The sequence below is a fragment of the Labrys monachus genome, assembly GCF_030814655.1.
In the GTDB taxonomy this organism is placed as follows: Bacteria; Pseudomonadota; Alphaproteobacteria; order Rhizobiales; family Labraceae; genus Labrys; species Labrys monacha.
The window spans coordinates 5,209,547-5,223,941 of the sequence record NZ_JAUSVK010000001.1; the positions used below are offsets into that span (position 1 = coordinate 5,209,547).

The 14,395-nt window shown below is 68.7% G+C and carries 14 protein-coding genes; 9 read left to right on the forward strand and 5 right to left on the reverse strand.

Translation table 11 applies throughout. The features are described from left to right. Nucleotides 1-32 precede the first annotated feature (32 nt). The 4 genes from J3R73_RS23825 to J3R73_RS23840 form a co-directional block, all read right to left on the reverse strand. A complete protein-coding gene (locus tag J3R73_RS23825; RefSeq protein WP_307433074.1) occupies nucleotides 33-1,274 on the reverse strand; it encodes a M16 family metallopeptidase in 1,242 nt (413 codons plus the stop codon). A gap of 67 nt (nucleotides 1,275-1,341) precedes the next feature. Continuing rightward, complete coding sequence (locus tag J3R73_RS23830) at nucleotides 1,342-2,649, reverse strand: M16 family metallopeptidase (RefSeq protein ID WP_307433076.1); 1,308 nt, start codon at nucleotides 2,647-2,649, stop codon at nucleotides 1,342-1,344. A gap of 130 nt (nucleotides 2,650-2,779) precedes the next feature. Further along, on the reverse strand, nucleotides 2,780-3,340 hold the full coding sequence (rsmD, locus tag J3R73_RS23835; RefSeq protein WP_307433079.1) for a 16S rRNA (guanine(966)-N(2))-methyltransferase RsmD: 561 nt from the start codon (nucleotides 3,338-3,340) through the stop codon (nucleotides 2,780-2,782). 11 nt (nucleotides 3,341-3,351) lie between these two features. Continuing rightward, nucleotides 3,352-5,928, reverse strand: a complete 2,577-nt coding sequence (locus J3R73_RS23840; protein ID WP_307433082.1) for a pseudouridine synthase — start codon at nucleotides 5,926-5,928, stop codon at nucleotides 3,352-3,354. Between the two features lie 36 nt (nucleotides 5,929-5,964). Here J3R73_RS23840 and J3R73_RS23845 point away from each other — a divergent pair, with 36 nt between their 5' ends. The 9 genes from J3R73_RS23845 to J3R73_RS23885 all read left to right on the forward strand — a co-directional run bounded on the left by J3R73_RS23845 (nucleotide 5,965) and on the right by J3R73_RS23885 (nucleotide 13,797). Then, nucleotides 5,965-6,408, forward strand: coding sequence for a nucleoside deaminase (locus J3R73_RS23845; protein ID WP_307437647.1), 444 nt, complete (start codon nucleotides 5,965-5,967; stop codon nucleotides 6,406-6,408). Nucleotides 6,409-6,534: 126 nt separating this feature from the next. Beyond that, entirely contained in the window at nucleotides 6,535-8,016 is a 1,482-nt protein-coding gene (gene hisS, locus J3R73_RS23850) for a histidine--tRNA ligase (protein WP_307433084.1), read from the forward strand. Nucleotides 8,017-8,119: 103 nt separating this feature from the next. After that, entirely contained in the window at nucleotides 8,120-8,323 is a 204-nt protein-coding gene (locus J3R73_RS23855; RefSeq protein WP_307433087.1) for a Sec-independent protein translocase family protein, read from the forward strand. A gap of 196 nt (nucleotides 8,324-8,519) precedes the next feature. After that, nucleotides 8,520-9,635 carry an ATP phosphoribosyltransferase regulatory subunit gene (locus J3R73_RS23860; RefSeq protein ID WP_307433091.1) on the forward strand — a complete coding sequence of 372 codons (1,116 nt, stop codon included), beginning with the start codon at nucleotides 8,520-8,522 and terminating at the stop codon, nucleotides 9,633-9,635. After that, nucleotides 9,635-10,627 (forward strand): ATP phosphoribosyltransferase, encoded by a 993-nt coding sequence (hisG, locus tag J3R73_RS23865; protein WP_307433094.1) that lies wholly within the window; start codon nucleotides 9,635-9,637, stop codon nucleotides 10,625-10,627. The genes J3R73_RS23860 and hisG overlap by 1 nt, the downstream gene beginning before the upstream one ends. Before the next feature lie 151 nt (nucleotides 10,628-10,778). Further along, nucleotides 10,779-11,630: an oxidoreductase gene (locus J3R73_RS23870; protein ID WP_307433097.1), complete on the forward strand. Its 852-nt coding sequence runs from the start codon at nucleotides 10,779-10,781 to the stop codon at nucleotides 11,628-11,630. Between the two features lie 132 nt (nucleotides 11,631-11,762). Then, nucleotides 11,763-12,386: a Maf family nucleotide pyrophosphatase gene (locus J3R73_RS23875; RefSeq protein ID WP_307433102.1), complete on the forward strand. Its 624-nt coding sequence runs from the start codon at nucleotides 11,763-11,765 to the stop codon at nucleotides 12,384-12,386. Beyond that, nucleotides 12,383-12,598, forward strand: coding sequence for a DNA gyrase inhibitor YacG (gene yacG, locus J3R73_RS23880; RefSeq protein ID WP_307433105.1), 216 nt, complete (start codon nucleotides 12,383-12,385; stop codon nucleotides 12,596-12,598). Before J3R73_RS23875 ends, yacG begins: the two co-directional genes overlap by 4 nt. A 128-nt stretch (nucleotides 12,599-12,726) precedes the next feature. After that, complete coding sequence (locus J3R73_RS23885) at nucleotides 12,727-13,797, forward strand: Ldh family oxidoreductase (RefSeq protein ID WP_307433108.1); 1,071 nt, start codon at nucleotides 12,727-12,729, stop codon at nucleotides 13,795-13,797. 259 nt (nucleotides 13,798-14,056) lie between these two features. Here the strand turns inward: J3R73_RS23885 and J3R73_RS23890 are convergent, their stop codons facing one another. After that, nucleotides 14,057-14,314, reverse strand: a complete 258-nt coding sequence (locus tag J3R73_RS23890; protein WP_307433110.1) for a hypothetical protein — start codon at nucleotides 14,312-14,314, stop codon at nucleotides 14,057-14,059. Between the last annotated feature and the right edge of the window lie 81 nt (nucleotides 14,315-14,395).

The window sequence follows — 14,395 nt, forward strand, 5'->3', positions numbered from 1 at the left end:
GCGGTACCGGACGATATGGGCCTGGACCGGCTCTATGCCAACCCCTCCGGCCGGCCCACCGCGACGACGAAGGGCTTCGGGCCGCCGAACAGGCGGCGCGCCACGCGCCGCGTATCGTCGAGCGTGATCATGTCGATCAAACCGTTGCGGCGGTCGATGAAGTCGATGCCGAGCTTCTCCACCTGGATCTGCGTCAGCTGGTTGGCAATCTTGGTGGAGGCGTCGAAGCGCAGCGCATAGGAGCCGGTGAGATATTTCTTCGCGCTTTCGAGTTCGGCGGCCGTCGGCCCGTTGCGAGCGATCTCCATCATTTCCGCCTCGATGATCGCGAGGCTCTCGGCGGCGCGGTCGTTGCGGGTGGCCACGCCGCCGCCGAGGAAGGCGGCATGGGCCAGCGTGCCGAGATGGGTCGAGACCGAATAGGCCAGGCCCTTTTCCTCGCGCACCTTCTGGAACAGCCGCGAGGAGAAGCTGCCGCCGCCATAGATGTGATTGAGCACCAGCGCCGCCATGTAATAGGGGCTGTCGCGCTTCACGCCGGGGGTGCCGAACTGCAGCACCGTCTGCGGCAGGTCGAGATCGACGATGCGCCGTTCGCCGAGGGAGGAGGGCACGGTCTCCGCCACGGGCTGCAACAGCGCCGTGGTCGGCAGCGATCCGAACACCTTGTCCAGCATGTCCCTGGCATCATGCGCCGCGATCGCGCCGACGATCGAAATGCACAGCACATCCTTGGCGAGCAGACGCCGATGCTGGGCCGCGATTTCGTCGCGGGGGATGGCGGCAATGCTCTCGAGCGTTCCCCGCGGCGGACGGCCATAGGGATGGCCGGGGAAGAGATGGGCGAAAAAGGTCTGCGAAGCCACGGCGTTCGGGTCGCTCGCCTCGCGCCGCAGGCTCGCCATCAGGCTCTGGCGGATGCGCTCGACCGCCGTCTCCTCGAAGCGCGGCTCGGTGATGGCGAGGCGCAGAAGGTCGAAACCCGCCTCCATCCGATCGGCGAGGGTGCGCAGCGAACCGTTGATCTGGTCCCGTCCCGCCTGGAACGACAATTCCACCGCGTTCTCTTCCATCAGGCGCTGGAACGCCTCGTCGTCATGCGGCCCGGCCCCCTCGTCGAGGAGGGCGGACATCATGTGGGCGAGCCCCGGCCGAACCGCGCCGTCCTGCGCCGTGCCGCCCCGGAAAGCGAAATCGACGGCGACGAGCGGCACCGCATAATCCTCGACCAGCCAGGCTTCGATACCGAGAGGCGAGACGATCTTCTGAATCATCGAAATACCCAATCAGGGAACCGGCGGAGAACCGGAGAAATACGCAGTACCGAACCGGACGGACCTGTCAGCCCTGTCCCTCCAGAAGTCCGACCACCGATTTGCCTTCGACCAGGACGGCCTTGGCGACCTCCGGCAGGCGCGAGGCCTCGACGGAGGCGATACGCTGCGGCCACAGCTGCAGATCCTCGACCTTGCCGCCGACCGAGAGCATGGCGCCGTAATAGCGCGCCAGGGTCGACTGGTTGTCCTGCGCATAGATGGCATCGGCGACGAGGCGCGTCTTGGCGCGGTCGAGTTCGGCGCCGGAGACGCCGTCCGCGACGATGCGGCCGATCTCCTCGTCGATCGCCGCCTCGATCACGTCGAAGGTCACCCCCGGCAGCGGGATCGCCCAGACGCCGAAACGCGTCTCGTCGACGGCCGATCCGCCATAGAAGGCGCCCGCGGCGGAGGCGATCTTCCGGTCGGCGACCAGCGAACGGTAGAGCCGCGAGGTCTGCCCGCCGCCGAGGATCTGCGACAGCACGTCGAGGACCTCGCCCTCGCCGTTCTGGGCGCGGATATAGGAAGGCGCGCGCCAATGGCGCTGGTAGATCGGCTGCTCCACCCGCTTGTCCGCGAGGGTGACGCGGCGATCGGCCCGCTGGCGGGGCTCCTGCGGGCGAAGACGCGGCGGCGGCTCGGCGCGCCGGGCCACCTGGCCATAGGTCGATTCGGCGAGCGCACGCACGTCTTCAGGCGAGACGTCGCCGGCCACGATCAGCGTGGCATTGTTCGGCGTGTAGAAACGGCCGTGGAAATCGATGGCATCCTGGCGCGTCAGCCCCTCGATCTCGTCCTCCCAGCCGATGATCGGCGTACCGTAGGGATGATGGGTGAACAAAGCCGAGGCGATCTCTTCGGCCAGCTGGGCGTTCGGATCGTTGTCGACGCGCATCTTGCGCTCTTCCAGGACGACGTTGCGTTCGGGATCGACGACCTCGTCGGTGAGGGCCAGGCCGGTCATCCGGTCCGCCTCGAAGGCCATCATCGTGCCGAGATGCTGCTTGGCCACGCGCTGAAAATAGGCGGTATAATCATAGGAGGTGAAGGCGTTCTCCTGGCCGCCGAGTTCGGCGACCTGCTTGGAGAAGCCGCCGGGATTCTTCTCGGTGCCCTTGAACATCAGGTGCTCGAGGAAATGGGCGATGCCGGACTTGCCCTTCGGCTCGTCGGCGCCGCCGACCTTGTACCACACCATATGGGTGGCCACGGGGGCGCGATGGTCCGGAATGACGATGACCTGCAGACCATTGTCGAGCTGGAAATCCGTGATCGACGGCCCCTGCGCATGCGACGCGCCGGCGAGGCCGGGAATGAGTGCAATCGTCATTGATGATCCGATCGGGACAACGGCAGAAGAATCAAACTGATATGGGGAGAAGGAGTGCAAATTGGAAGATATCCCAAATCGATGGGATATCGACAGGCCGGCAAGACGAACCCCGCGTTATCGACACATTTCACGTCTGCCTGAAGGCAATGAAGCTCAGCTTCGTGCCGGTATAGTCGCGCTGGTCCAGGAGGCGGAAGCGGGGCGGCATCGCCAGCGGTGCGTCGGCGGCCTCCTCGACGACGCAGAGCGCGCCGTCGGCGAGCCAGCCCCCCTCCCCCAGGCTGGCCAGCGCCCGCGGCGCGAGGTCCTTGCCGTAGGGCGGATCGAGGAAGGCGAGCGAAAACGGCTCGATCGGGCCGATCGCGCCGAGCCTGGTCGCATCGCGCCGGAAAAGACGGGTGCGGCCACCCAGCGCCATCGCGTCGATATTGGTGCGGATCAGGCCGCGTGCCTCGGCGCCTTCGTCGACGAAGGTGGCGAAGCGCGCCCCGCGCGACAGGGCCTCGAAGCCGAGCGCCCCGGTGCCGGCGAAGAGGTCGATCACCCGCGCATCACGCACCGGATCGTCATAGCCATGCACGAGGATGTTGAAGAGGGTCTCGCGCAGGCGATCCGAAGTCGGACGGATGGCGTCCGACTTCGGTGCCGCCAGCTGCTTGCCGCGAAACTGCCCGCCGATGATACGCATGGATCGCGCGATCAGCCGTCCCGGCGCGGACCGCGTCCGGACGGTCCGCCCCCGGGCCTGCCCTTGCCGCCGCCGAAAGGCCTGCCGCCGGGCTTGCCGCCGAAGCGCGGCTTGAAGGGCCGCTCGCCGCCACCTTCATTGCGGTCTCGGAAGGCCGGACGCGGACGATCGCCGCCCTCGTCCCGATCCCGGAAGGACGGACGCGGCTTGAAGGGCCGCTCGCCGCCACCTTCGTTGCGGTCGCGGAAGGCCGGACGCGGGCGATCGCCGCCCTCGTTCCGATTCTGGAAGGAGGGACGCGGCTTGAACGGACGCTCGCCGCCACCTTCGTTGCGGTCGCGGAAGGCCGGACGCGGACGGTCGCCGCCCTCGTTCCGATCCCGGAAGGACGGGCGCGGCTTGAAGGGCCGGTCGCCGCCGCCCTCGTTGCGGTCGCGGAAGGCCGGACGCGGGCGATCGCCACCCTCGTCCCGATCCCGGAAGGAAGGACGCGGCTTGAAGGGACGCTCGCCGCCACCTTCGTTGCGGTCGCGGAAGGCCGGACGCGGGCGGTCGCCGCCCTCGTTCCGATCCTGAAAGGAGGGGCGCGGCTTGAAGGGACGCTCGCCGCCGCCCTCGTTGCGGTCGCGGAAGGCCGGACGCGGACGGTCGCCACCCTCGTCCCGATCCCGGAAGGAAGGACGCGGCTTGAAGGGACGCTCGCCGCCGCCCTCATTGCGGTCGCGGAAGGACGGGCGCGGACGATCGCCGCCCTCGTTCCGATCCCGGAAGGAGGGACGCGGCTTGAAGGAGCGCTCGCCACCCTCGTCCCGGTCGCGGTAGGGCTTGCGCTTGACCGGTTTGTCGTCGGGGACATCGGCGACGCGCTGCACCAGCACGCGGCGCCCGGAGCGATCCTCGATCAGGCTGCCGCGCATCACGCGCTCGCTGCCGCCGTCCTCGCCCTTGACGCGCAGGCCGCGGCGGTAGCCCTGGTCGGAGGGCTTGCCGGACACGGGCTTGGCGGAGGCAGGCTTGGAAGCGGCCGTCTCCGCTGCCGGACGCTCGAATATGGGAGCCTCGAATTCGCATTCGGCTTCCGCGATCAGGTCGGCGCCGAGCTGATCGATCAGGACTCGCGTCTTGACCTCCTCGACCGCACCCTCGGCGAGGTCGCCGAGCTGGAAGGGGCCATAGGACACCCGGATCAGCCTGTTCACGTCGAGGCCGATCGAAGCGAGGACATTCTTGACCTCGCGGTTCTTGCCCTCGCGCAGGCCGAGCGTGAGCCAGGCATTGGCGCCCTGCTCCTTGTCCAGCCTGGCTTCGATGCGGCCATAGTCGACGCCGTCGATGGTCAACCCCTCGAACAGGGCATCGAGCTTGCTCTGGTCCGTCTCGCCGAAGGCGCGGACGCGGTAGCGGCGGAGCCAGCCGGTCTTGGGCAGTTCGAGCTGGCGGGCAAGGCCGCCGTCATTGGTCAGCAGCAGGAGACCTTCGGTGTTGATGTCGAGCCGGCCGACCGACATCACGCGCGGCAGGTTCGGATCGAGATTCTCGAAGACGGTCGGCCGCCCTTCCGGGTCCTTTTCCGTGGTCACGAGGCCGCGGGGCTTGTGATACAGCCACAGCCGCGTGCGTTCGCGGCGGGGCAGCGGCTTGCCGTCGACGGTGATCCTGTCCTCGGCGGTGACGTTGCGCGCCGCGCTTGTCAGCGTCTCGCCGTTCACGGCGACGCGCCCTTCCTCGATCCAGGCCTCGGCGTCGCGGCGGGAGCCGAGACCGGCACGGGCGATCACCTTGGCGATGCGGTCGCCTTCGAACGTGCCCTCGGCGGGCGCGACGGCCGGCTTCGAGGCGGCAGGCTGGACGGCAGCGGCCTTGGAGACGGCGGGGGTGGCGACCACGGGCTTGCCGGCTGCCGGCTTGCCCTTGCCTGCCGCGCCCCGCGGCGGTTCACGGTGGGGAGCGCCCCGAGCCGGGCGGTCTTCACGCCGCTCGTCGAAGCGCGGCTCGAAGGAGGCACGTCCGCCCTCGCCGCCGCGCCGCGGCCGGTCCTCGAACGGACCCTCCGGACGGCGGTCCTGATACGGCCGCTGGCCGTCGCGGGCGGGACGGTCGTCCTTGCCGCGGAAAGGCCCGCTGCCGGCACGGCGGTCCGGCGCCGGGCGATCATTGTTGCGGTCGTCCTTGCGGAAGGGCCGATAGGGCCGGTCTGCCGGCCTGTCGCCTCCCCGCTCCTCGCCGCGGGGGCGGAAGGAGGGCCGGGCCGTGTCCTTGTCGTCGCGAGGACGGGGACGAAACGGACGGTCACCCTCCCGATCGCCGCGGCCTTCGAATTTGCGGGGGCGGGGCGAAGCGCCTTCCTGGTCTTCACGCGGACGGTACGGCCGGCGCGGAGGGTCGCCCCCGGCGCGCTCCGGCGTGACACGGGGCGACCATCCCGACGATCCGCGCTTCTCGCCGCCTTCGTCCCGCGCAGCGAAGGAGCGACGCGGCGGCGCGTCGCCGTCCGCCCCATGCCGGCGGGGAGGCGCAGCGCCAAAAGGCTTCTTCGGCCCACGGGGGGGCTTGCGGCCATCGCCGCCAGATCGTTTATCGTCGGACATCTAGTGCTCTTAGCAGAAAAGGCGGCGCGTAACGAGATGAAGCGCTCGATCATGGAATTGGCGCTGGAAGAGGCGCGTGCCGCTGGGGATCGTGGGGAGGTACCCGTCGGCGCGGTTGTCGTCAAGGACGGAGTGATTCTCGCCCGCGAGGGAAACCGCACGATCGAGCGCGCCGACCCGACCGCCCATGCGGAAATGCTGGCGATCCGTGCCGCCGCGGCGGCGCTCGGCAGCGAAAGGCTGGTCGACGCCGATCTTCACGTCACGCTGGAGCCTTGTCCGATGTGCGCGGCGGCGATCTCCTTTGCCCGCATCAGGCGTCTTTATTTCGGCTGCGACGACCCCAAGGGCGGTGCCGTCGAGAACGGCGTCAGGCTCTATTCGTCGCCGACCTGCCATCACCGGCCCGAGATCTATTCGGGCATCGACGCCGGTGCCGCACGGGCCCTGCTGCGGGATTTCTTCCGGGAAAGGCGCTAACGCCTTCCGGCCGAACGCCTTCATTCGCCCTGCGTCGGGGCGCAAACGCTTGTGCGCCGGGACAAAGAACGTTGCCCCCGAGGCCATTGCTGCTAAACAACGGCGACATTCTCGGAATTGAACATCATGGCTGGCGACAAGAAGCAGAAACTCAAGGCGAGGCAGGCGCGGGGCTTCGTCGACCGCAGTGCCGGCGAGATCGCGGCCACGCGCGCCATGGTGGCGGCGATCCAGGAGGTCTACGAGCTCTACGGCTTCGACCCCGTGGAGACGCCCTTCGTCGAATACACCGATGCGCTCGGCAAGTTCCTGCCCGACCAGGACCGCCCCAATGAAGGCGTGTTCTCGTTCCAGGACGACGACGAGCAGTGGCTGTCGCTGCGCTACGACCTCACGGCGCCGCTCGCCCGCTACGTCGCCGAGAATTTCGACGCCCTGCCCAAGCCCTATCGCAGCTATCGCGCCGGCTATGTCTTCCGCAACGAGAAGCCGGGGCCGGGACGCTTCCGCCAGTTCATGCAGTTCGATGCCGATACGGTCGGCGCTCCCTCCGTCGCGGCGGACGCCGAGATCTGCATGATGGCCGCCGACACGATGGAGAAGCTCGGCATTCCCCGCGGCGCCTATGTCGTGCGCGTCAACAACCGCAAGGTGCTCGACGGCATCATGGAAGCGATCGGGCTCGACGGCGAGGACAATGCCGGGCGACGCCTCACCGTCCTGCGCGCCATCGACAAGTTCGACCGTCTCGGCGCGCAGGGCGTGCGCGATCTGCTCGGCGGCGGCCGCAAGGACGAATCGGGCGACTTCACCAAGGGCGCCGGGCTCGACGATACCCAGGCACAGACGATCCTCGACTACGTCACCGGGCAGAGCGGGACCAATGCGGAGACGCTCGATCGCGTGCGCCCGCTGGTGCAGGGCTCCAAGGGCGGCAGCGAGGGCGTCGAGGAGCTCGCCCGCATCGCCCAATTGGTCGAGCAGTCCGGCTACGGCACCGACCGCGTCGTCATCGACACCTCGATCGTGCGCGGCCTCGAATATTATACGGGGCCGGTCTACGAGGTCGAGCTCACCTTCGAGGTCAAGGACGAGCAGGGCCGGCCGATGCGCTTCGGCTCGGTGGCGGGCGGCGGCCGCTATGACGGGCTGGTGGCCCGCTTTCGCGGCGAGCCGGTGCCGGCCACCGGCTTTTCCATCGGCGTCTCGCGCCTCCTTTCCGCCCTGACGGCGCTCGGCCGCGTCGATACGTCGAACGAAAAGGGGCCGGTCGTGGTCTGCGTGATGGACCAGGGCCGCCTGGCGGACTACCAGGCCATGGCCACCGAATTGCGCCAGGCCGGCATCCGCGCCGAGGTCTATCTCGGCGGTTCCGGCATGAAGGCGCAGCTGCGCTACGCCGACCGGCGCAAGGCCCCCATCGTGGTGATCCAGGGCTCGGACGAGGCGGACAAGGGTGAAGTGCAGCTCAAGGACCTCGCCCTCGGCGCCGAGATGGCCAAGGGCATCGCCGACAATGCCGAATGGCGCGAGGCGCGCGTCGCGCAGCGCCAGGTGCCGCGCGGCGAGCTGGTGGCGACGGTGCGGGCGATGCTGGCCGGAGGCTGACTTCCCTCCCGCAGAGGCGGCCATGCGGGTCCGTGGCCGGGCAGGCGCTTGCACGCGGCAGGCGTTGTGATAGCCTCATTTGCATGAGGGCGGGGCGACGGCAATGGACAGTTTTTCGATCTGGCACTGGCTGATACTGCTGATCTACGTTGGCGTTGCCATCGTGTACTGGGTATCGCTCGTTCGCATCCTCAATCGAGCCGGCTATAGCGGGTGGTGGTCGCTTTTGACCCTGGTGCCGCTGGTCAACATCTACGCCCTCTGGCGTTTCTCCAGGGCGAGATGGCCGGCGCTCGATCGGCCATAGGTCGCCGGCACGTCCCGAAATCTGTCTGGACATTCTCCTGCCGTCCCGGCGCGGCGAAGGGGTTCGGTCGTCCGCTCGTTCCTCTCCGGCCTGCAGCCTCGCTGGGGATGACGAGGCCCGGCCGGCTTTCGCTGTCGCGCAAGCGGGCCGATCTTGTTAGAAGGCCGAGAATTGTTCGTCGATGGACCCCTGACCGATGCCCCATCCCGCCTATGACGCCTTCGATGCCCTCGCGGAGCGGTCCGGCTATGCGTTGATCGACCCGCCCATCCTGCAGCCGGCCGACCTCTTCCTCGACCTCCTGGGCGAGGACATGCGCCGTCAGGCCTTCCTGACCACGGATGCGGAAGGACACGAGTTCTGCCTGCGGCCGGACTTCACCATTCCGGTCTCGCTGCACTTCCTGAAGGAAGCCGGGGCCGGCGCCATCGGCGCCTATGCCTATCGCGGACCGGTGTTCCGGCTGCGCGCCGAAGGCCCCGGCGAATTCCCGCAGGCCGGGTTCGAGAATTACGGCCGGCACGACCTGCCAGCGGCCGACGCCGAGATGCTGGCGATCGCGCTGGAGGCGGCGGCGGATCTCGGCCTGTCCGCGGCGGAGATCCGCATGGGGGACGCCGGCGTCGTCTCGGCCATGCTGGACGCGCTCGACCTGCCGCCGGTCTGGCGCCGCCGCTTCGCCAGCGACCTGCAGCATTCCCGCAATCTCGACGAGGACCTCGCCCGCCTCGGCAGCAGCGCGCCGAAGAACGGGGCGGCCGCCTATGCCGGTTTCCTCGCCGCACTGGAGGGAACCGATCCGGGCTCGGCCCGCGCAGCCGTCGCCGATCTCCTGTCGATCGCCGGCATCCAGCCGGTCGGCGGGCGCAGCGTCGACGAGATCGCCGACCGCTTCCTCGAACAGGCCGCCCTGTCCTCCGGCATGGGCGTCGACGCCGACAAGGTCGCGATCACCCGGCGCATCTTCGCGGTCGCGGGCGATCCGGACGGCGCCTCGGCCCAGTTGCGTGCCATCGCCGACGACGCCGGGCTCGCTCTCGACGGCGTCTTCGATGCCTTCGACCAGCGGACCGGCTTCTTCGCGGCGCGCGACATCGATGTCGGCACCATCCGCTTCGCCACCGCCTTCGGCCGGCGGCTCGACTATTACACCGGCTTCGTCTTCGAGCTGCACGATCCGGGCCGGCCGGGGGCGCCGCAACTGGTCGGCGGCGGCCGTTACGACCGCCTGATGTCGCAGCTCGGATCCGCGGAGCCGATCCCCGCCATCGGCTGCTCGATCTGGATCGACCGCTTCGGTGGAGAACTGTGATGACCGGCGCCAATTCCTCGCCCGCCCCCCTCCTCCTCGGCATCCCCTCCAAGGGCCGCCTCCAGGAGAGCTGCGTCGCCTTCTTCGAACGTGCCGGCATCCGCTTCGTCCAGGAACGCGGCGCGCGCGACTATCGCGGCGGCGTGCAGGGCATGGCCGACGTCGAGGTGCTGTTCCTTTCGGCATCCGAGATCGCCGGGCAGCTCGCCAGCGGCGCCATCCATTTCGGCGTCACCGGCGAAGACCTCATCCGCGAGAGCATTCCGCGCGCCGACGAACGGGTGAGCCTGCTGCAGCCGCTCGGCTTCGGCCACGCCAATGTCGTCGTCGCCGTGCCGCAATCCTGGATCGACGTGCGCGGCATGGCCGATATCGAGGACGTCGCGGCCGGGTTCCGCCACCGCCACGGACGGCGCCTGAGGGTGGCAACCAAATATATCCACCTCACGCGCTCCTTCTTCTCGATCCACGGCGTCGCCGAATATCTCATCGTCGAGAGCCTGGGTGCCACCGAGGGGGCGCCGGCGTCCGGGGCCGCCGACCTCATCGTCGACATCACCACCACCGGCGGCACGCTGGCGGCGAACGCCCTCAAGGTCGTCGAGGACGGCGTGATCCTGAAATCGCAGGCCAATCTCGTCGCCTCGCTGGCGGCGGACTGGAACCCGCGTGCCCGGGCCGGCGCCGCGTCGGTGCTGTCGCGCCTGGCGGCCAAGGCCAAGGGTGCCGCCCAGCGCGAGATCCGCTGCGTGCTGCGCGGTGCGGGCGAGCGCCATCTGCGCGAGGCGTTGCAGGGCTTCGGGGCGACGGCGCCCTTCGGGCTGCCGGCGGCCGGCCAGCCTCTCACCTTCCACGTCCCCGCCGCCGGGACCTTCGACTTCGCCGCCTGGCTGACCGGCCAGGGCGCCGCCTCGATCGCCGTGGCGATGCTCGATTTCGTGTTCGAGCCGGAAAACGCCCTCTATTCCGAGCTGGAACGCCGCCTCGCCTGACGGCCGCCCGCCGTCCGGTTGATGCAGCGCATGCCGCCATCCGCGATTTGACAGATTTCCTTCAAGGACTGCGCCATATTATCGAGTTTGTCGCCAGGGCTCCCGGGCCGGGTCCTCCACCGTCGCTACCTTTCATCAAAAGAGATTTTACATGCCCAGCTTTGACAAACCCGTATGGTTCATTACCGGCTGCTCGACCGGATTTGGCCGCGAGCTCGCGCGCCTGACGCTCAGCCTCGGCTATCCGACGGTGGTGACCGCCCGCAATCCGGCCCAGGTCGAGGACATCGCCGCGGGCCAGGGCGATCTGGCGCTCGTCCTCGGGCTCGACGTCACCGACCAGGCCCGGATCGACGCGGCGGTGAAGGCGGCGCAGGATCATTTCGGCCGCATCGACGTGCTCGTGAACAATGCCGGCATCGGCTATTTCGGATCGTTCGAGGAAAGCGATCTCGCCGAGGTCCACAAGATGTTCGATATCAATGTCTGGGGCCTCACCGCCATGACGCGCGCGGTGCTGCCGGGCATGCGTGGGCAACGTTCGGGCGCCATCGTCAACATCTCCTCCGTCGGCGGCCTTCGCGCCTTCCCCTCGCTCAGCTTCTACAACGCGACGAAATTCGCGGTCGAGGCGCTGTCGGAGGCCCTCGCCCAAGAGGTGGCGCCGCTCGGCATCAAGGTGCTCCTCGTCGAACCCGGCCCGTTCCGGACCGATTGGGCCGGGCGCTCGGCCAACGAGGCGCCGCAGACGATCGACGATTATCACCAGACATCGGGGGCCCGCACCGCGATGACGCGCGGCATCAGCGGCAAGCAGGCGGGCGATCCGGTGCGGGCGGCCCAGGCGATCGTCAAGGCGGTGGAAGCTCCCGACGCGCCGCTGCGCCTGCTGCTCGGCAAGCTCGCCCTCGCCGGCGCCCGCATCAAGCTCGAGCAGCTTGCCAAGGATTTCGACAGCTGGGCCGAGGTGACCGAGGGCGCCGATTTCCCCGAGGGCGAATAGGACGATCCCCGGCCTGCGCCGCCTTCCGCCCCCGGCAGGCGGCGCAGGCCGCACCCGAACGCGATCGGCAAGATCGTTGCAAACAAGGCAGGTCTGGTCCACACAGGGGGCGAAATCCGTCGCCGGCCTGTCATGATCCCTCGCCCGAAACTCGTCCTCGCTTCCGCCAGCCTCCGCCGCCATGCCCTGCTCGAGCAGATGGGCTGTGCGCCCGATGCGCTGCTTCCGACCGACATCGACGAGACGCCCAAGCGGGGGGAAGCCGCGCGCACGCTGGTGCAGCGGCTCGCCCGCGGCAAGATGGACGCGGCGCTGGTGACGCTGGCGAGCCGGCCCGACCTCGAAGGCGCCTTCACGGTGACGGCGGATACGGTGGTGGCCTGCACAGGCCGCATCCTGCCCAAGGCCGAGATCGCCGCCGAGGCCGAAGCCTGCCTGCGCCTGATGTCGGGGCGAACCCATCACGTGATGACGGCGGTTGCGGTCGCCGGCCCGCAGGGGGCGATCCGCACCCGGCTCGTCGAGACGCGCGTGCGGTTCAAGCACCTTTCGCTGGACGACATCAATGCCTATCTCGAGTCGGGAGAATGGCGCGGCAAGGCCGGCGGCTACGCCATCCAGGGGCTTGCGGGCGTGTTCGTCCTGCGCCTCGTCGGCTCCTATACCAATGTCGTCGGCCTGCCGCTCTACGAGACCGCTGCCTTGCTGGAAGGCTCCGGCTTTCCGATTCGCGGCACCTGGAGAGAGACCCTGTGAGCGATTCCGATTCGATCGTCCGGCTGCCGCGCAAATGCCCGATCTGCGGCAAGCCGACCGTCGAGGCCACCAAGCCCTTCTGCTCGAAACGCTGCGCCGACATCGATCTGTCGCGCTGGCTGAAGGGCGTCTACGCCATCCCCGTCGAGGAGAGCAACGCTGCCGCCGATTCGGAAGACAGCGAGGACGATCCCTATCGGAGGGAGAGATAGGCGGGCAGGTCCAAGCTGCCTCGATTTTGCTTTTTCAAAGCAGAAACAAGACTGCTAGACACGCCTGAGCGCGGTCACCCGCCCGAGGCGTCGACTGCACCTTCAACCACGTCATCACAGGCCCTACCATGAATGAACCGCAGCGCTATACCATCGCCAGTCTCGAGGCTTTCGTCGAATCGGCCCTGCTCGCCGGCGGCGCCGACGCGCCTTCCGCCCGGGCCGCGACGCGCGCCATGATGCATGGCTCGCGCCTCGGCGTCGACAGCCATGGCGTGCGGCTCCTTCCCTATTACCTGTCGGTGATCGCGAGCGGCGAGGTCAACGGCGTTCCCCAGCTCGTGGTCGAGCGCGGTTCCGGCGCCACGGCCGTCCTCGACGCCGATGGCGCCATCGGACATCTGGCCTGCTATCGCGCCATGGAGGAAGCGGTCGACATCGCGACGTCGCAGGGGATCGGCGCGGTGACGATCCGACGCATGTCCCATATGGGCGCCGCCGGCGCCTATGCGCTCTGGGCGGCGGAGCAGGGTCATATCGGCCTGCTGGTGGCGAATTCGGATGCCGCCGTGCGCCTGTTCGACGGGCGCAACGCGTTCCACGGCACGAGCCCGATCGCCGTCGGCGCGCCGGCTCCCGGCCAGGACCGCCCCTGGCTGCTCGACATGGCGACGAGCGCGATCCCGATGAACCGCGTGCTGCTCTATCGTTCGCTCGGCGTTGCCCTGCCCGACGGTGTCGCCGTCGACGAAACCGGACGGCCGACCAACGACGCCGACGCGGCTCGCGTCCTCTCGCCGCTCGGCGCGGCCCAGGGCTACAAGGGCGCCGGCCTGGCTGGGCTGGTGGAGATCCTCAGCGCGCCCCTGACCGGCATGCTGCTGTCGACCGAGCTTTCGCCGATGTACGGCGCCTCGACCGGCAAGCCCCGCGACATGGGCGGCTTCGCCCTGGCGATCAACCCCGCCGCCTTCGTCGGCCCGGAGATCTACGGTGCGATCATGGCGCGCTATCTCGCCAATATCCGCGCCGCCGAGCCGGCCGAGGGCGCGTCGGGCAAGCCGATGGCGCCCGGCGACCGCGAATGGGCCGTCGAAGCCGAGCGCCTGCGCAACGGCGTTCCGGTCGATCCGGTGAGCGTGGCGGCGTTTGCGGAGCTGTCCGCGCGCTATGGCCTGACCTTGCCCGAAAGAGCGTGAGGGCCTCGGCCCTCATCGATACCGACGAACAAAAGCGCCGCGCCCCTGGGAAGGGGCGCGGCGTTCTTGTTGTACGCATGCAACGGATACGCAACGGGTACTGAAAATCGGCTGGTTCTACGGATTGGGATGGCCTTGCGGACATCATCTACGCAATGGGTGCTGGCAATCGTTTGGCTTTGAAAGAGGCGGGGGAAGGGCGTGGCCGTCCGTCCCCGTTCATGCGTCCTGTGCGGGCGTAAAACCCGCCCGGCGCGGCTCAGTAGCGGCCCTTCTGGGCGTTGAGGAAGTCGCGGCCTTCGACGGCATTGGAGGAGAGGCCGAAATCGGGATCGGTCTGCTGGGAGCCGGAGAGGAAGTGGCGGGGCGCGGCATTGTCATGGCTGGTGGCGGTGATGGCCGGGGCATTGCCGCCGACGATGACCTGGCCCTCGGGGCTGTTGGAGAGGGCGAAGGCCGAGGAGATCGACAGAGCGAGGGCGGCGGCGGTGAGGGAGGAGAGGAGAACGGTCTTCATGATGGCAGGTCCTTGAAAAAAGTCCTTCGGCATATCAGTCCGGCAAAGGGCATCGGTCGAAAGGGCTGGGGTGATGAAAAA